Origin of the sequence: Bradyrhizobium sp. YR681, from assembly GCF_000282615.1 — a bacterium.
Taxonomy (GTDB): domain Bacteria; phylum Pseudomonadota; class Alphaproteobacteria; order Rhizobiales; family Xanthobacteraceae; genus Bradyrhizobium.
In genome coordinates this window covers 38,113-54,559 of record NZ_AKIY01000200.1, presented here as the reverse complement: position 1 = coordinate 54,559, position 16,447 = coordinate 38,113, and the positions used below count along the sequence as shown (strand labels likewise).

Annotated in this window: 20 protein-coding genes; 11 read left to right on the top strand and 9 right to left on the bottom strand. The window is 65.2% G+C overall.

What is annotated here, in order from left to right:
* Positions 1 to 1,563 (bottom strand): malonate decarboxylase subunit alpha (locus tag PMI42_RS18790; protein WP_008136940.1); only part of this gene is annotated, 1,563 nt, incomplete at its 3' end.
* 108 nt (positions 1,564 to 1,671) lie between these two features.
* On the opposite strand from PMI42_RS18790, the gene PMI42_RS18785 reads away from it, so the two are divergent.
* A complete protein-coding gene (locus PMI42_RS18785) occupies positions 1,672 to 2,532 on the top strand; it encodes a LysR substrate-binding domain-containing protein (RefSeq protein WP_008136939.1) in 861 nt (286 codons plus the stop codon).
* Between the two features lie 28 nt (positions 2,533 to 2,560).
* On the opposite strand, the gene PMI42_RS18780 is transcribed toward PMI42_RS18785, so the two are convergent.
* Positions 2,561 to 3,526: a 2-hydroxyacid dehydrogenase gene (locus tag PMI42_RS18780; RefSeq protein ID WP_008136937.1), complete on the bottom strand. Its 966-nt coding sequence runs from the start codon at positions 3,524 to 3,526 to the stop codon at positions 2,561 to 2,563.
* Between the two features lie 144 nt (positions 3,527 to 3,670).
* Between PMI42_RS18780 and PMI42_RS18775 the strand changes: the two genes are divergently transcribed.
* The 4 genes from PMI42_RS18775 (at position 3,671) to PMI42_RS18760 (ending at position 6,435) form a co-directional block, all read left to right on the top strand.
* Complete coding sequence (locus tag PMI42_RS18775) at positions 3,671 to 4,033, top strand: YciI family protein (protein WP_008136935.1); 363 nt, start codon at positions 3,671 to 3,673, stop codon at positions 4,031 to 4,033.
* A 1-nt stretch (position 4,034) separates the two neighbouring features.
* A complete protein-coding gene (locus PMI42_RS18770) occupies positions 4,035 to 5,336 on the top strand; it encodes an RNA polymerase sigma factor (RefSeq protein ID WP_008136933.1) in 1,302 nt (433 codons plus the stop codon).
* Positions 5,337 to 5,427: 91 nt separating this feature from the next.
* A complete protein-coding gene (gene kdpF, locus PMI42_RS18765; protein WP_008136932.1) occupies positions 5,428 to 5,964 on the top strand; it encodes a K(+)-transporting ATPase subunit F in 537 nt (178 codons plus the stop codon).
* A gap of 51 nt (positions 5,965 to 6,015) precedes the next feature.
* Complete coding sequence (locus PMI42_RS18760; protein ID WP_008136930.1) at positions 6,016 to 6,435, top strand: VOC family protein; 420 nt, start codon at positions 6,016 to 6,018, stop codon at positions 6,433 to 6,435.
* A gap of 90 nt (positions 6,436 to 6,525) precedes the next feature.
* Here PMI42_RS18760 and PMI42_RS18755 read toward each other — a convergent pair whose 3' ends face one another.
* From PMI42_RS18755 to PMI42_RS18730, 6 genes are all read right to left on the bottom strand, one after another.
* Positions 6,526 to 6,876, bottom strand: a complete 351-nt coding sequence (locus tag PMI42_RS18755; protein ID WP_008136927.1) for a hypothetical protein — start codon at positions 6,874 to 6,876, stop codon at positions 6,526 to 6,528.
* Between the two features lie 426 nt (positions 6,877 to 7,302).
* Positions 7,303 to 7,692 (bottom strand): hypothetical protein, encoded by a 390-nt coding sequence (locus tag PMI42_RS18750; protein WP_240535262.1) that lies wholly within the window; start codon positions 7,690 to 7,692, stop codon positions 7,303 to 7,305.
* 222 nt (positions 7,693 to 7,914) lie between these two features.
* On the bottom strand, positions 7,915 to 8,349 hold the full coding sequence (locus PMI42_RS18745) for a hypothetical protein (RefSeq protein WP_008136921.1): 435 nt from the start codon (positions 8,347 to 8,349) through the stop codon (positions 7,915 to 7,917).
* Positions 8,350 to 8,473: 124 nt separating this feature from the next.
* Positions 8,474 to 9,262, bottom strand: coding sequence for an SDR family NAD(P)-dependent oxidoreductase (locus PMI42_RS18740; protein ID WP_008136920.1), 789 nt, complete (start codon positions 9,260 to 9,262; stop codon positions 8,474 to 8,476).
* Between the two features lie 58 nt (positions 9,263 to 9,320).
* Positions 9,321 to 9,758, bottom strand: a complete 438-nt coding sequence (locus tag PMI42_RS18735) for a DUF2846 domain-containing protein (RefSeq protein WP_008136919.1) — start codon at positions 9,756 to 9,758, stop codon at positions 9,321 to 9,323.
* Positions 9,759 to 9,994: 236 nt separating this feature from the next.
* Positions 9,995 to 11,659, bottom strand: a complete 1,665-nt coding sequence (locus tag PMI42_RS18730) for a methyl-accepting chemotaxis protein (protein WP_008136918.1) — start codon at positions 11,657 to 11,659, stop codon at positions 9,995 to 9,997.
* 399 nt (positions 11,660 to 12,058) lie between these two features.
* Here PMI42_RS18730 and PMI42_RS18725 point away from each other — a divergent pair, with 399 nt between their 5' ends.
* The 6 genes from PMI42_RS18725 to PMI42_RS39250 all read left to right on the top strand — a co-directional run bounded on the left by PMI42_RS18725 (position 12,059) and on the right by PMI42_RS39250 (position 15,005).
* A complete protein-coding gene (locus PMI42_RS18725; protein WP_008136917.1) occupies positions 12,059 to 12,463 on the top strand; it encodes a YciI family protein in 405 nt (134 codons plus the stop codon).
* A 60-nt stretch (positions 12,464 to 12,523) separates the two neighbouring features.
* Positions 12,524 to 12,889, top strand: a complete 366-nt coding sequence (locus tag PMI42_RS18720; protein ID WP_008136916.1) for a YciI family protein — start codon at positions 12,524 to 12,526, stop codon at positions 12,887 to 12,889.
* A gap of 127 nt (positions 12,890 to 13,016) precedes the next feature.
* Complete coding sequence (locus PMI42_RS18715) at positions 13,017 to 13,769, top strand: TetR/AcrR family transcriptional regulator (RefSeq protein ID WP_008136914.1); 753 nt, start codon at positions 13,017 to 13,019, stop codon at positions 13,767 to 13,769.
* Between the two features lie 120 nt (positions 13,770 to 13,889).
* Positions 13,890 to 14,375 carry a DUF2852 domain-containing protein gene (locus PMI42_RS18710; RefSeq protein ID WP_008136912.1) on the top strand — a complete coding sequence of 162 codons (486 nt, stop codon included), beginning with the start codon at positions 13,890 to 13,892 and terminating at the stop codon, positions 14,373 to 14,375.
* Positions 14,376 to 14,580: 205 nt separating this feature from the next.
* Positions 14,581 to 14,838 carry a hypothetical protein gene (locus tag PMI42_RS18705; protein ID WP_008136909.1) on the top strand — a complete coding sequence of 86 codons (258 nt, stop codon included), beginning with the start codon at positions 14,581 to 14,583 and terminating at the stop codon, positions 14,836 to 14,838.
* Positions 14,835 to 15,005: a hypothetical protein gene (locus tag PMI42_RS39250; protein WP_008136907.1), complete on the top strand. Its 171-nt coding sequence runs from the start codon at positions 14,835 to 14,837 to the stop codon at positions 15,003 to 15,005. Before PMI42_RS18705 ends, PMI42_RS39250 begins: the two co-directional genes overlap by 4 nt.
* Here the strand turns inward: PMI42_RS39250 and PMI42_RS18700 are convergent.
* Positions 14,954 to 16,117, bottom strand: coding sequence for an acyl-CoA desaturase (locus PMI42_RS18700; protein WP_008136904.1), 1,164 nt, complete (start codon positions 16,115 to 16,117; stop codon positions 14,954 to 14,956). The genes PMI42_RS39250 and PMI42_RS18700 overlap by 52 nt on opposite strands.
* Positions 16,118 to 16,447 lie beyond the last annotated feature (330 nt).

Genomic DNA, 16,447 nt, shown 5'->3' with positions numbered 1-16,447 from the left:
GGGGAGCCAGTCGCGGGTCGCCGTCGCCGGGTCGATGCCGAGGTCGGACGGCAGCATCACGATGTCGCGCCGGCGCAGGCTCTCGGTGATCGCAGGCGATTGCCGCCGGCCAAAATCGGTGTCGCCGGCAATGGCGCGAAGCGCGGTTTCGCGCTCCTCCGCCGAGCGGCAGCGCAGCAGATTGCAGACGCCCTGCTCCGTGACGACGTGGCTGACGTCGTCGCCATGGACCATCACCGGGGGCAGCGCGAAGCCGGCGGAGACCGCAAGGTCGAATGCGTCGAGGCGCTCGACGAAGCTCGGTGCGCCGTTCGGCTGCCGCGTCTGCACCATCTGCACCACCAGCTTGCGGCCGCGCAGGGTCTCGCCCGCCTCCTGGCCCGCGAGCAGCCAGGTCGGCGTGTCGTGGCGCCGGCCGCGCGCATCCGCGCCCATGTTCGGCGCACCGCCGAAGCCGGTGATCCGGTCGCGGGTGGCCGTCGAGCTGTTGCCCTGCGCGTCGATCTGCAGCGTGCCGCCGATGAAGAGATCGCAGGCATATTGCCCGGCGATCTGCGCCAGCGCGCGGTTCGAGCGCAGATTGCCGTCGGCACCGACCGGAAACAGATCGGCCTGCCCGGCGACATAGCGCTCCATCCCGAGCTCCGAGCCGAAGCAATAGACGCTGTCGACGAAGCCGGCCGCGATGGCGGGAATCAATGTCGGGTGCGGGTTGAGCACGAAATTCCGCGCGACCTTGCCCTTCAACCCACGCTGCGCGGCGAAGGTCGGCAGGATCAGCTCGATGGCCGCGGTCGCGTAGCCGATGCCGTGGTTGAGGCGCGCCACCTGAAACGGCTCGTAGATCGCGGCGATCGCCATCATCGCCATCAGGACGTTCTCGTCCCTGATCTTGGCGGGATCGCGCGTGAACAGCGGATCGATCTGATACGGCTTCGGGCCGGGCACCACGACGTCGACCCAGTCGCCGGGGATATCGACCCTCGGCAGCCGATCGACGATCTCGTTGACCTGGACCACGACGATGCCGCCGCGGAATGCCGTGGCCTCGACGATGGTCGGCGTGTCCTCCGTGTTCGGACCGGTGTAGAGATTGCCGTCGCGGTCGGCCTTGTCGGCGACGACCAGCGCGACATGCGGCGTGAGATCGACCAGCATGCGGGCGTAGAGCTCGAGATAGGTGTGGATCGCGCCGATCCTGAGCGCCTTCGCGGCGACGAGCTCGGCGAGGCGGCGGCCCTGCGGACCGGCGAAGGAGAAATCCAGACGGTTGGCGATGCCGCGCTCGAACACGGCAAGATGCTCGGGCAGTGCCAGGACCGACTGCACCATGTGCAGATCGTGAACGCGTGCCGGATCCATCCGGGCAAGCGCGGCGGCGAGAAAATCCGCCTGCTTCTGGTTGTCGCCTTCGAGCGCGACGCGGTCGCCGGACGCGATGACCGTTTCGAGCAATTGCGTCGCGTGCTCGGCCGGGCAGATCTTTCCGCTGATGCCGCAGACGCTTCGGGCGCGCATCAGCCGCGCGGCGCGATCGGCCTGACGTTGTGATGAACCTGGCATGATGAACCTCGTTCGCTTGCTGTTGGGCTGGAGCGAACGTAGGGTGCCATCATTGATTATAGAAACGATATTGTATAATATCATTGATCATACAATCGGATCAATGCCGTGCTCGACTTCGAACTGTTGCGGGCCTTCGTCGCGGTGGCGGACTATGGCGGCTTCCACCGCGCGGCCGAGCGGCTCAACCTGACCCAGTCCACGATCAGCCAGCAGATCAAGCGGCTGGAGGCGGAGACGCGACGGCCGCTGTTCCGGCGCACGACGCGAAGTGTCGCACTGACGGACGAAGGAGAGATGCTGCTCGGCGACGCCCGCCGTCTGCTTCAGCTCGAAGAGGCCGCGCGCGAACGACTGAGCGCGCCGCGCCTGTCCGGAACGGTTCGTCTCGGCGTCGTCGAGGAAGTGGCCGGCGGCTCGCTGCCGCCCGCGCTCGGTCGCTTTGCCGCGCTCCATCCGCGCGTCAAGCTCGAGGTGCAGATCGGCGTCAGCGCGGAGCTGATCGAGCAGCTCGGTGCGGGACGCCTCGATCTGGTCTTCGCCAAGCGTCCGCTCGGAACGTCGAAGGGGCGGCTGGTGTGGCGCGAGCCGCTGGTCTGGGCCGCGGCCGAAACGTTCGACCTCGTGCCGGGCGTGTCCCTGCCATTGGCGCTGTATCGCGAGCGCTCGGTCTCGCGCGATGCGGCGCTGTCGGCGCTGCGCGACAGCGAGCTCGCCTGGGAGATCGTCTATACCAGCCCGAGCCTGACCGGCGTGCGCGCGGCCGCCGTCGCGGGCCTTGCCATCACGCCGCTTCCCCTGAGCGCGATCACGTCGGGCTTGCGTGTTCTCGGCGCCGTCGAAGGACTGCCGCCGCTTCCGGACCTCGAATTCGCGATCTACGAGAAGGCGCGGCCCGACAAGGCCGCGGTCGCGCTCGCCGCGGCGCTTCTGGCGCTTGCGCAAGGTCCGATGCGTCCGACCATCTAGGCCGGATCGCATCCTTCGGACGGGCTGGCTAATAGCCCCGCACCCGGTCCACCACGTTCTCCAGTGCGCCGCCCGCCTCGAACTTTGCGATCTGCTCGGCGACATAGGCCGAGATCGCGTCCGCGTCGGTGTCGGCGGCGTTGTGCGGGGTCAGCAGCACCTTGGGGTGGGTCCAGAACCGGCTGTCCTTCGGCTGCGGCTCCTGCACGAACACGTCGAGCGAGGCGGCGCCCAGTGTGCCGTCGTCGAGGCAGGCGAGGATATCGGCTTCGTTCTGCAAGCCGCCGCGGCCGGCATTGATCAACACGGGCGCGCCGAACGGCCCCTTGCGGTTGAGCTTCGTGAAGACGTCGCGGTTGAGGATGCCGTGAGTATCGGGCGTCAGCGGCAACAGGCTGACGAGGATGTCGGTCGTGCGCAGGAACGCGTCCATTCCGGCGGTGCCGTGGAAGCATTCGACGCCCTCGATCGTGCGCGGGCTGCGGCTCCAGCCGGTGACTCGGAAGCTGAGCCGGCGCAGCACGTCGGCCGCATCAGCACCGAGCGTGCCGAGACCCATGACGCCGACGGTGACGGCGCTCGCCGGCCATTGATATTTCGGCTCCCAGCGCTTCACGCGCTGCGAGTCACGCAGATACAGCTCCTGGCGGTGGTGCATCAGCACGTGCAGAACGACATATTCGGTCATGCGGTTGGTGAGGTCGGGCACGGCGACGCGGACCAGCGGCACGTCGGGCAGGCTCTTGTCCGCCATCAGGGCATCGACGCCCGCGCCGAGATTGAAGATGGCGCGCAGATTGGGGAAGGCGCCGAGATCGCCCGGCACCGGCTTCCACACCGCGGCATAGTGCACCTCGGCCGGATCGAGCCCGGAGTTGGGCAGCAGCACCACGCGGCGGCCTCCGCAGACCGACTCGAACCGGGCCTTCCAGCGCTCCGGCAGCCAGTTCTGCTGGGTGCTGTTGATCAGGACGGCCAGTGTACCTTTGGTCATTCGAAGTGCCTCGTCGGGTTCCGCTTTTGAGGGCCCTCCTTGGCACGATCTGCCGGATTTTTCTTGCAAATTCTTTCCGCAGCCCTGTCGGGACCGGGCATATTGGATCGTCTTCAAAACAAGAGGTCAGGGAAGGTACTGCCCATGCTTTATGCGATCCTTTGCTATCATGACGAGGACTTCGTCGGCTCCTGGAGCAAGGACCAGGACGAAGCTGTGATGAAGAAGCTCGCCGTGGTGCAGGAGAAGCTCGCGAGCCAGGGCCGGCTCGGTCCCGTGGCGCGGCTGCTGCCGACCACCGCGGCGGCGACGTTGCGCAAGGAGGACCCGCCGCTGGTGCTCGACGGTCCCTATGCGGAGACCAAGGAGCAGCTGCTCGGCTTCTATATCGTGGATTGCAAGAACCTCGACGAAGCGCTCGACGTCGCGCGCGACCTCGGTGCGGCCAATCCCGGCGGCGCCTACGAGGTGCGCCCTGTCGGCGTGTTCAGGCCCGGAGGAATCTGACGTGAGCGAAGCCGATACCGCCTGGATCGAGACCGCGCTGACCTCGGCGCGACCCCAGGCGGTGGGCGCGCTGCTGCGCTATTTCCGCGATCTCGATACCGCCGAGGAGGCGTTTCAGAACGCCTGCCTGCGCGCGCTCAAGACCTGGCCGCAGAACGGCCCGCCGCGCGATCCTGCGGCCTGGCTGATCATGGTCGGCCGCAACGTCGCGATCGACGAGGTGCGCCGCGCCCGCAAGCAGGCGCCGCTGCCGGAGGACGACCAGGCGATCTCCGATCTCGACGATGCCGAAGGCGCGCTCGCCGAGCGGCTCGACGGCTCGCATTATCGCGACGACATCCTGCGGCTGATGTTCATCTGCTGCCATCCGCAACTGCCTGCGACGCAGCAGATCGCGCTGGCGTTGCGCATCGTCTCCGGCTTGACCGTGAAGCAGATCGCGCGCGCTTTCCTGGTCTCGGACGCCGCGATGGAGCAGCGCATCACCCGCGCCAAGGCGAAGGTCGCGGAGGCCGGGACGCCGTTCGAGACGCCCGGCGCGATCGAGCGCTCCGAGCGGCTCGCCGGCGTCGCGGCGATGATCTACCTGATCTTCAACGAGGGCTATTCGGCGAGCGGCGACACCGCCGAGCTTCGCAAGCCGCTCTGTGAGGAGGCGATCCGGCTGGCGCGGTTGCTGCTGCGGCTGTTCCAGAGCGAGCCGGAGATCATGGGCCTTACGGCGCTGATCCTGTTGCAACATGCCCGCAGCGCCGCGCGCTTCGCCGCGGACGGCTCGCTGATCCTGCTGGACGACCAGGACCGCACGCTGTGGAACGGCACCATGATCGCGGAAGGCCTGGCCCTGATCGACAAGGCGATGCGCCACCGCCGCAGTGGTCCCTACCAGATCCAGGCCGCGATCGCCGCGCTGCATGCGCGCGCGTCGACGCCCGAGGAGACCGACTGGACCCAGATCGATCTGCTCTACGGCGCGCTCGAACTGATGCAGCCCTCGCCGGTGGTGACGCTCAACCGCGCTGTCGCGGTCTCCAAGGTCCGCGGGCCGCAGGCCGCGCTCGACCTGATCGAGCCGCTGGCACCGAAGCTCGCCAACTACTTCCATTTCTACGGCGTGCGCGGCGCCTTCCTGATGCAGCTCGGCCGCAACGACGAAGCCCGCACCGCCTTCGACCGCGCCATCGCGCTCGCCAACACCTCGGCCGAAGCCGCGCACATCCGCATGCATCTGGATCGGCTGATCCGGGACAGCCAGCCGAAGGGGACCAATGGCGGCGCCAGGCAGGGCGCGAAGGCGAAGTAGGGCGGACGGTTTCCACGACGGAAAAATTCGTCGCGCCATGTCGGCCCTGGCTACGCCCCTTCGTCCTTAGCCCGTATCCAGGGAGCCATTCATGCTGAAAGCCGTTGCCATCATCGCCACTGTGCTCGCGATCGGACTTGCGGGCGTCCTCGTCTTTGCCCTGACCAAGCCCGACACGTTCCGCGTCGAACGCTCGCTCGCGCTGAAGGCGCCGGCCGGAGCGATCTATCCGCTGGTCGCCGATTTTCATCTCTGGACGACGTGGTCGCCCTACGAGAACCGCGACCCCGCCATGAAGCGCAGCTTCGGTGGAACCGCGTCAGGCAAGGGCGCGACCTATGCCTGGGATGGCAACAACAATGTCGGCGCCGGCCACATGGAGATTCTCGAGGCGAATTCGCCGTCGAAGCTGCGCATCAAGCTCGATTTCGAGCGTCCTTTCGAAGGCCACAACACCGCCGAGTTCAGCTTTGTGCCGCAAGGCGATGCCACGCTGGTCACATGGGCGATGTATGGTCCGGCCCCCTTCATGTCCAAGTTGATGCAGGTCTTCATCAACATGGACAGCATGATCGGCAAGGACTTCGAGGCCGGCCTCGCCAGCCTGAAGAAGCTCACCGAGAAGTAACAGGCCGCGCGATCCGGACAGCGTCCCACGCAAAGCAAAAGGAGAGAAACGATGCTCAATCCCTATCTGTTCTATCAGGACACCTGCGAAGCGGCGTTCAACTATTACGCCGAGGTTCTCGGCGGCAGGATCGACGCCCTGATGCGCGTCTCCGACGCGCCACCATCGGACATGCCCCCCGGCCCGTCCGGCCGCGAGAAGACGATCATGCATGCGCGGATGTCGCTGCCCGGCGGCAGCGTGCTGATGGCCTCCGACGTGCCGCCGGAGCACTTCAACAAGCCGCAGGGCTTCTCGATTTCGCTCACAGTCGCGGACCCCGCCGAGGGCGAGCGAAAGTTCAACGCGCTCGCCGATGGTGGCGCGGTCACCATGCCCTTCAGCAAGACCTTTTGGGCCAAGGGCTTCGGCATGTGCGTCGACAGGTTCGGCATTCCCTGGATGGTGAACTGCCCGGCGGAGGGAATGTGACGGGGGCGATGGCCTGACGCCACGCGGCGCCTCTCTCTCAATGGCCGCGGGAGAGGGACGTGCCGGGGACTGTTATGTCCCGAGACTCTTTCACCGGATCGATCCGGTGACGTCCTCGCCGGGCGGGGACGGTTGGACGCAACGCGGGCAGATCACGAGCTTCGTGCCGAGCTGCCTGTCATTCTCCGCCTCGATCTCGTCATGGACCGCCCACCACGCATCGGAGTAGGGGCGCAGGGTGCCGAGCACTCTTTCCCGTTCCTGGTTGGGATCGGTTTGCCCGGGGGCGGGATTCGTCACACGCCGCTTTGTGACAACAGGCCGGTTCGGATTCTGGCCAAGGCCGTCCCATGCGATTGGACGACGCTCCTGCGCCGGTGCAGCCGCGCATCCCATGAGTGCTGCGCAAAAAGTGAGCAAGACGAAGCCGTGTCGCATCATGCCGAACCCTTGGTGCGGTACGCAACACGCAAACTCCGCGTGGGAAGCCTTGCATCGCGCCGGTTAAATGGAACTTAAGGGAAACGACGTGGCCGGCATGGCCGAATATGGAAACGCACTCTCGCGTTACATTGCGCGCGCAGTGGGGCCGCTTCGTGAAATGACGAGGACCGCATCGCACAACAACTGGCGCAATATTAGGCTGTGAACGGCGGGTCAGAATCGCTAATCATTCGTTCATAAATTCTACAAACTGGGATGGGCGTGACTTGGAAGGGGAGCGACCGATGGCAGCGGCGCTACAGATCAACTTTGCACTTTGGGGTATGCTCATCTGCGCGAGCATGGAATTGACGCAGATGATCCAGCGGTTCTTCTAGAACCGACGACGCGCGCGACCGGCGAATTTTGCAGCGTGCCGGCCCGCTAGCTCACGAGCAATGCGATGAGCGTGAAGCTGACGCTTGCGATCACGATCATCGAAAGGATGTAGTTGCGCGGCCGCGATGTCCGCGCGTGCGGCGGTCGGTGCCGCCACGGCGGGTCGATGTCGTGGGCCGACCCGGACGGCGCGAGCGGAGCCTCTACGCCCAGGCCGGCATATTTCACATAGAGCTCGAGCAGCCGCAGCTCGGACGACAGGTCCATCAGGCCCTCGCGGTCGCGCCGCGACAGCAATTCGAACTCGACGGTTTCTTCGGAACTCAGTCGGCCAAGAACGATCCGTCCCTGGTCCGACAGGCGGTAGCGAAAATCCATGGGCTGCATGGGATGCGAGCCGTTTAAAAATGAGTCATCTTGAAAAAGTGCAATCATCCTAGTCTGTGACCACTGCTGAGATTATGACGCCGCCGCGGCCTCAGTCTGGCCAGCACCATCATAGACCTCCGGGAAAAGCTGGAAAACCGCGTAAATTGTGCAGCCATTGCGAAGCGGTTGAGCGGATTCAGCAGCCGCAAAGGCGGAATTCCACCAAATTGCCTAATCGTCGGACAGCGGCGGATTCAATCCGCTCACACGCTGGCGGCCGCCTTGTCCTCACCGGCAGCGCGGATAGATCGCGGCGAGGTCGCGCCCCTTCAACAGCAGCAACCTCGAGGTGAGGCCGCCGCGGCGGCTGATCCAGTCGCGCACCGGACCGGGATAGGCGGCAAGCACCGCTTCGGAGGCTTCCGGCTCGGCATAGAAGCGCCCGCGCCGGTCGACCGAACGCGCCGCATGGAAGCCGAGCACGGCGCGTTTCGTCACGCAAATGCGCTCGCCCGGCACGATGCTCAGCACCAGCGTGCAGGCGGACAGGCAGGGACCGTCGATCACCACGCGCTCGCCGCTCTCGCGCACCTTCTCGAATAGCTCGAGAAACGGGCCGACCTGTCCGCCCGGCGACTGGATGATGCGGATCTCGGCTCGTGCCGGTGCGGAGGCGAGCAGGGCGGATGCAAGCATCAGGGCTTTGAGGGCAACGCTTTGCATGAACTCTCCGCACATTCGACGTCGTCGGCTGGGCAAAGCGTAGCGTGCCCACCCTTGGCACCGCAAATCCGGAGAGGATGGTGGGCACGGCGCAAGAGCGCCTTCGCCCCCCCTGCGACTGTGCCTACCCGTTCCGCCTTTGCCCGCGCAGCGTCGGCAAACCGATGCCTGCCGCATCGAAGCCGCCATCGACGGCCAAAATTTGGCCGGTGATGTAGCTCGCATTGCCTGAGCACAGGAAATAGATCGCCTCCGCAAGTTCCTCTTCCAGGCCGTAACGGTTGAGCGGAATGGCGTCGTGATAGTCGGCGCGGATTTCCCTGGTGTGGACCTGCTTGGCCATCGCGGTGTCGACCGGCCCCGGCGCGACCGCATTGACGCGGATGTTGAGCGAGGCGAGCTCGACCGCGAGCTGCTTGGTCAGATGCGCAAGGCCCGCTTTGCTGGTGCCGTAGGCCGAGCGCAGCGTCGAGGCGCGCACCGCCGAGATCGAGGTGATGTTGACGATGGCGCCGCCATCGCTGTCGCGCATCAAGGGCACCGCCGCCCTGGTGCAGAGGAACGGGCCGGTGAGGTTGACCTCGAGCACGCGGCGCCAGTCGGCATCCGACGTCTCCATCAGCGGCGCGAACACGGCGATGCCGGCATTGTTGACGAGCGCATCCAGCCGGCCGAACCGCCGCGCGACCGCCGTCATCGCGTCGCCGACCGCGGTCGCGTCCGAGACATCGCAGGTGAGCGCCAGCGTCGCCTCGCTTTGGCCGATCTCGGCGACCGCCCGGCCGAGCAACTCGCCCTCGATGTCGAGCAGTGCCACGCGCCAGCCTTCACCGAGGAATTTCTTCGCGGTCGCAAGCCCGATGCCGCGCGCGGCTCCGGTGACCAGGGCGACTTTGGCGGGGGAGGAGGTCATGACGCTGTCCTTTGCTCGGGACAGCGACATGACAGTTTAGCGGCCCCCGCGCAAGCGATCAGGGCTTGCCGACGTATCGGAGGCGGTTGATGTCGGATTGTCCCTGCTCGGGGAATTCCAGCGTCGGCGTGACGTGGCCAACGAGGATGCCGGCTGACACTGCGGTCTTGATGTACTTGGTCTCGCCGGCCGCCAGCTGGAACGTCACCGCGTTTTCGACCTCGGTTGCGGTCGTCACGGTGTATTTCCCCGGTGGGCGGTCGACATAGGAGAACCCGCCGGGCGTGGATCTGCCGACGACTTCATTGTTCATCCGAATCTCGGGCTGAACGGCCGAACCCGCAAATTCGCCCGGCCGGACGAAATAGACGCGGCCAAGACCCGGCTTCAATGGCGGAAGCTGCGTCGGCGGTTCATCGAGGCCGCGTGGGCTCGCGCAACTCGCCAACAAAAATCCGACAAGCAAAAGGGGCACCGCCCCGATCTTCGATCTCATAAGAACTGTCTCGGCCCCAAATCGACGGCAAACTGCGAACGGCTGGCGACAGCCTCGCTGTTTCCTCATCCCCGTCGGGTAATAGGCCATACACGCATTGATTGTGCAACCATTTTTCGATTGGCAGGCACAGCAATGAACAATTGGCGACCGTGCACGTCATTCCATGCGCATGCGGGCCGCGCCGATCTTCGATGCGTCGCCGACGGGGCGGGCGAGGCGGCGATGGAAGCTGCCTATGACAGCTCCGCCGAGGCACGCTGCATGTTGGCCGACATGTCCGAGGTCACGATGCTCTGCTCCTCGACCGCGGCCGCGGTGGAGGCGATGAACTCGTTGACGCCGGCGATCGCGGCCTTGATCGCGGTCAACGAGCTCGCGACGTCGCCCGAGATGGTGTTCAGCGCGTCGATCTCGGAGGTGATCGTGTCGGTGGCCTGCTTGGCCTGGTTGGCGAGGTTCTTCACCTCGGAGGCGACCACGGCGAAGCCGCGGCCGGCTTCGCCCGCGCGCGCCGATTCGATCGTGGCGTTGAGCGCGAGCAGATTGATCTGGCTGGTGATGCCGGCGATCATCTCGACGATGCCGCTCATGGCCTGCGCGGCCGCGTTCAGCTTCTGGGCCTGGCCGTCGGCGGCCTCGACCCTCGAGGTCGCGACCTTGGAGTTCTCGCGCGACTTTGCCATGGTCTCGGAGATCTCGCGGATCGAGGCGCTCATCTGCTCGCTGCCGGCGGCGACCGCCTCGATCAGCCCGCGCGCATTGTCGGCCTTCTTGCGGCCGATCGCCTGCGCGGTGATGTCGGTGGCGTATTTCACCACCTTGTACGGCTTGCCGTTGAGGTCGAGGATCGGATTGTAGGACGCCTGGATCCAGATCTCGCGGCCGCCCTTGGCGATGCGCTTGTACTCGGCGGCCTGGTATTCGCCGCGGCCAAGCGTCTCCCAGAACTGCCGGTAGGCGGGCGAGTTCTTCTCGTTCGGCTCGACGAACATGGAGTGATGCTGGCCCTTGATCTCGGCCAGGGAGTAACCCATCGCGCTGAGGAAGTTCTGGTTGGCGGTGCGGATCGTGCCGTCCATGTTGAACTCGATCACCGCCTGCGACTTCTGGATCGCGGCGAGCTGGCCGTCATTGTCGGCCGCCTTCATCTTCTGTGCGGTGACGTCGGTGGCGAACTTCACCACCTTGAACGGCCGGCCCATTTCGTCGAGGATCGGGTTGTAGGTCGCCAGGATCCAGATTTCCTTGCCGCCCTTGCCGATCCGCTTGTATTCGGCCGCCTCGAATTGGCCGCGGTTCAGCCGCGCCCAGAAATCGGCATAGGCGGAGCTTGCGCGATCCTCCGGCGTCACGAACATGCTGTGGTGCTTGCCCTGGATCTCGTCCAGCGAATAGCCCATCGCGTTCAGGAAGTTCTCGTTGGCGGTGACGATGGTGCCGTCCATGTTGAACTCGATCACGGCCTGTGCGCGGCTGATCGCGGCGAGCTTGCCCGCTTCCTCCATGCTCCTCATCTTGTAGGCCGTGATGTCGGTGGCGAATTTGATGAAGCTCACCACTCGGCCGTTCTCGTCGAGCAGCGGCGCGTAGGAGGCGTGGACCCAGAGTTCCTTGCCGTTCTTGCCGTAGCGCCGGTATTGCGTGGTCTGGAATTCGCCGCGGTTCAGGCTGGCCCAGAAATCGCGGTAGCGTGCGCTCTCGCGCTCGGCCGGGCTGACGAAGATGCTGTGATGCTTGCCCTTGATCTCGGCGAGCGTGTAGCCGCTCATCTTGAGAAGGTTCTCGTTGGCGTCGAGAATGGTGCCGTCGAGACCGAATTCGATCACGGCCTGCGACCGATCGAGCGCTTCGACTTCCGCGACTGCGTGCCTGACTTTCCTGCTCTGAAAATTAAACACGTAAGCTCCGCAATGCCCGGGAAACGAATCGGCCCGATTGCCAGATCGCTCTGTCGGGGATTGGAAAGTTGCATGCTGTTGTTGAGCAACTGTAAACCCTTGCAATATTCTGCATGGATTCCGTATTTCCACGTGCGCCGGCCATGTTGTTCAGCGGGCAGGCTTTCTCGATCCATATGCACGGCGCCGTTCTCTGGCGGGCCGTATTTGTACGGAAGCGCATTCGCAGGATTGTTTGCCCGGTGCGGCGCAACAGCCACCTGAAAAGTTTTTGTCACCTTGTCGGTTCGTCAAAACCTCGTTCGTCTTGAAGGGGAGCAGCCCGGGCCGGTTCGGCCTGCGCGTTCGCTGTGGTCCCGGAGCGCGAGCCCGGAATGAGGAGCCAAACAGGGAGGTTCCATGCGATTCATGATGCTGATGATCCCGCTCGGCTACGAGAGCGCGCCGGCGGACGTCCAACTCGATCCCGAGCGTGTCGCGGCGATGATGCGTTACAACGAGGCGCTGAAAGATGCCGGTGTCCTGATCACGCTCGACGGCCTGCATCCGCCGTCGACGGGCGCGCGCGTCTCGTTCGCGACCGGCGCGCCTGTCGTGACCGACGGTCCCTTCGCTGAAGCCAAGGAAGTCCTCGGCGGCTACTGGATGATCGAGGTTGCCTCGCGTGCAGAGGCGATCGGCTGGGCGAAGAAGTGTCCGGCCTCGGCCAACGAGGTGATCGAGATCCGGCAGGTGCAGGAAATGGCCGACTTTCCACCTGACGTGCAGGCGGCAGCTGCCGGCTTCGACGCCCTCAGGAAGTAACCACCTCGGCCGCGACGACGTCGCGGCCGTCGTCAATCGCGATCAACAAGGGAGAGAACCATGAGCACCGAACATAAATTCCTCGCCGTCTATCTCGGCAGCATGAGCGGCGAAAAGATGAAGGCCTGGCATGCGATGCCCGAGGCCGAACGCAAGGCCAGGGAGCGGGAGGGCATGGCCGCTTGGCACGGCTGGGTCGAGAAGCACAAGGCCGTCATCGTCGAGATGGGCGGTCCGCTCGGCAAGACCCGCAGGATCGACGGAAGCGGCATCGCCGAGATCAGCAATGCGCTGACCGGCTTTACGGTGGTGCGGGCGGCCTCGCAGGAGGAAGCCGCCAAACTGTTCGAGAACCACCCGCATTTTGCGATCTTCCCGGGCGAGGCGATCGAGGTCATGCCCGTGCTGCCGATTCCGCAGCTTTAACCTGCGAAGCGATCGTTTCCGGGCCCGATGCCGAGGCATCGGCCCGGCAGGACCGTGGAGCTACGGGTTAATCACGCTCCATTCCGGCTAGTGACCTTCACGCCCGGCTCATGTAAAGCTCGTTCACATGAGCTGGCGCAAGGAGCAGCGCCGCGCCGAGCGCGGCTATCACCACGGCAATCTGAAGGAAGCCCTGTTGCAGGCGGCCCTCGGGCTGATCGCCGAGAAGGGCGCCGCCGGCTTCACCTTTGCCGATGCCGCGCGCATGGCCGGCGTCAGCGCCGCGGCGCCTTACCGCCATTTTCGCGATCGGGACGAGCTCTTGTCCTCGATCGCCCAGCGCGGCTTCGAGCAGTTCGAGGCGCGCCTGACCGCGGCATGGGACGATGGCCGGCCCGATACGGTCACCGCGTTCGAGCGGGTCGGCAAGGCCTATCTCGCCTTCGCGCGCGAGGAGCCCGCCTTCTACAATGCGATGTTCGAATCGGGCCTGCCGGTCGATGCCAATCCGGCGCTCCAGGCCGCCAGCGAGCGTGCTTTCAACATCATTCGCGCGGCCGCCGAGCGGCTGGCGGCACTCGCGCCGCCCGGTACGCCGCGTCCGCCGGCGATGATGATGGCGCTGCACATCTGGTCGATGGCGCATGGTGTGGCCTCGCTGTTTTCCCGAGGCGATGCCGCGCGGCGAAAACTGCCGATGTCGCCGGACGAGCTGCTGGAGGCCGAGGTGCTGATCTATCTGCGCGGGCTCGGCTTCCCGACCGACCGCCGTCCCGCGCCGAAGAGTGCGGAGCCGCCGCCGGTGCCACCGGAGGCATCCTCCGCTTCAGGCGTGCCGCCCGGTGGCGCTCCGGGCGGTCCTTGGGGCAAGCCGAAATAAAATTGCGCAAATAATTCGGCGACCCTGTCAGGCGGCCGGCTTGACAAAATCGCGGGATGATCTAGCTATGTGAATGTTATTTACATTCACAACGGCGCTGGTGCCGTGACGGAGATGGAAATGGCCTACACCGCTGATGTCAATCGATGGCGCGGTTCCTCGGATGAACGCTACGAGCGCCCCCACATGCTGGACACGCCCTGGCATCCCGGCTGGATCGCCGTGACCATCCTCGGCTTCATCATCTGGTGGCCGATCGGACTTGCCCTTCTCTTTTTCACACTCGGGAGCAGAAAAATGGGTTGCTGGAGCCACCAGGATCGCTGGCAGAACAAGATGGAGCGGATGCAGTACAAGATGGACCGCATGCGCGGCCGCATGGAGCGCCGCGGTTTCGGCTTCGGCTTCGGCCCGCCCTCGAGCGGCAACCGCGCCTTCGACGAATACCGCACCGAGACGCTGCAGCGGCTCGAGGAGGAGCAGGTCGAGTTCAAGAACTTCCTCGATCGTCTGCGCCACGCCAAGGACAAGGAAGAGTTCGACCAGTTCATGGCCCAGCACAAGACGCGTCCGACCCCGCCGCCGACCGACCAGCCCCAGAGCTGATCCTGAACGGCTGATCCGGACACATCTCAAAGCCTTCAGGCACATGCCCCCAAAGTCCTGATGGCCCCGAGCCGCCCGCTTGCGCAACCCGCAGGCGGGCGGTTTGGTTTTTTGGGGATCTCCGCAAGCCCCTAGAACCCGATCCGCGCGAGCCTCGACTAAGCCGTGAACGCGCGTTTTCCGCGTGTGTCGACGGGTACGGGCCATGACGAAAGCCGAGCACGGGCAGATCAACCGGCACATCGCGCTGCTCGCGCGTGCCTCGGCACTGTTCGACCGGCATGGCGCCTCCGTGCCGCTCGCGATCGCGTTCCTGAACGGATGGCCGACCGAGATCAAATTCTATCCGGAGCTCGTGGTCGGCAACGCCTGGAAGGTCCTTCTCAGCCTCGCCCTCTATCAGCTTGCCGCGTTCGCGCTCCGGCGAGCCATCACGTTCGCGACAGCGGACCTTTCGCCATGATGCTGATCCGCGATTTCGCGCTCTATGGGCTTCCCGTCCTCGTCGCGGCCGGCGGCTGGCTCTATGCGCTCAGCCTGCGCAAGCAGCATGGCCGGAAAGTCCAGCGCGCCTCTGTTCAGCGCACCGTCACGAGCTGCGCGCGCACCGACGTCAGGAACTGCTCGTAGGCGTGGTCCACGATCTCGTTGAGCGATCGCGTCCGCGCGAACATCGCCCTGGCCTCGGCAAGGAACTCCTCGCGGGTCGGAATCCTCGGCAGTTGCAGATGCGTCAGCGCGTCGACGCCTTCATGGGCGCGATCGAGGATGTCGTGCAGCGTCGGCAGCTGCAACTGGGCCAGATCGGCGCGGCGCAGCGCGGAGGAGATCGCGTCCGCGAGAGCATGAGCATCGAACCGTCCGGCAAGCTGGCGGGCTGCGCGATTGATGACCCGCGATCCGAGCGGCTGCTCGTTGCGCAGCACCAGTTCGGGCGGCGCTTTCATGTTCCAGACGATGCCGAACCAGGACAGGATCGTCAGGACGTAAAAGGTCACGTCGATTTCCCACCAGCGAAAGCCTTGCCGCACGCTGCTCTGGTAGGCGTGGTGATTGTTGTGCCAGCCCTCGCCCATCGTGAACAACGCCAGCAGCCAGTTGTTGCGGGAATCGTCGCCCGTCACGTAGCGCTTGCGTCCGTGCACATGGGCAAGCGAGTTGATGCAGAAGGTCGCGTGATAGACCAGCACCGTGCTCCACAGGAAGCCGACCACCAGACCCGACCACCCCGCAACCAGGAAGCAGAGCCCTGCGAGCACGAAGGCCGGCAGCAGCTCGAGCCGATGCAGCCACATGAGTTCCGGATAGACGGTGAGATCGCCGACCTTCACGAGGTCGGTCCCGTCGTGCTCGCGGTAGAAGATCCAGCCGAGATGGCTGTACAGGAAGCCGCGCTGACGCGGCGAATGCACGTCCAGCTCGGTGTCGGAATGCAGATGATGGTGCCGGTGCTTGGCCGCCCACCACAACACGCTCTTCTGCGCGGTGCTCTGCGCGAGACAGGCCAGGATGAACTGAAACACCCGGCCGGTGGCAAAGGCCTTGTGCGAGAAATAGCGGTGATAGCCGGCCCCGATCGCAAACATGCGCACGACGTAGAGTGAAGCGCAGATCGCGACGGCCTGCCAGGTGACGCCCGACCAGATCGCCGCAAAGCAGCCGAGATGGACCAGCACGAACGGGATTGCGGAGGGGTACATGACGTCGTCGTGGTGGTCGTCGGCGGGCGCGTTGGGCGACATGTCTAGGCGTGACCTTGGGTGAGGGGACGATTCGCGTCGGCAGCACAGGGGCGCCGGGGACAAAAAAACCGCGGATGGCGGACCACCGCGGGGGCTCGGATGCTTTGCCTGTACATCCTCGGCCGAAGCAGCATCGGCCGAAAACTCAGCCGAATATATGGTCGCGGCTGCCTGGCGTGCAAGCTCGTAGCCTCACGGGGAAGGTGCGGCATGTTTGCCAAGGGGTAGCCAAGGGGGTAGCCAAGTAGGCTGCTCAAGTATGCCGCTGGGGCGGCGTGGCGCGCGTCCTGCCCAGGGCCTATATTCGAAACCTGAGCGCAAATCCCGGAG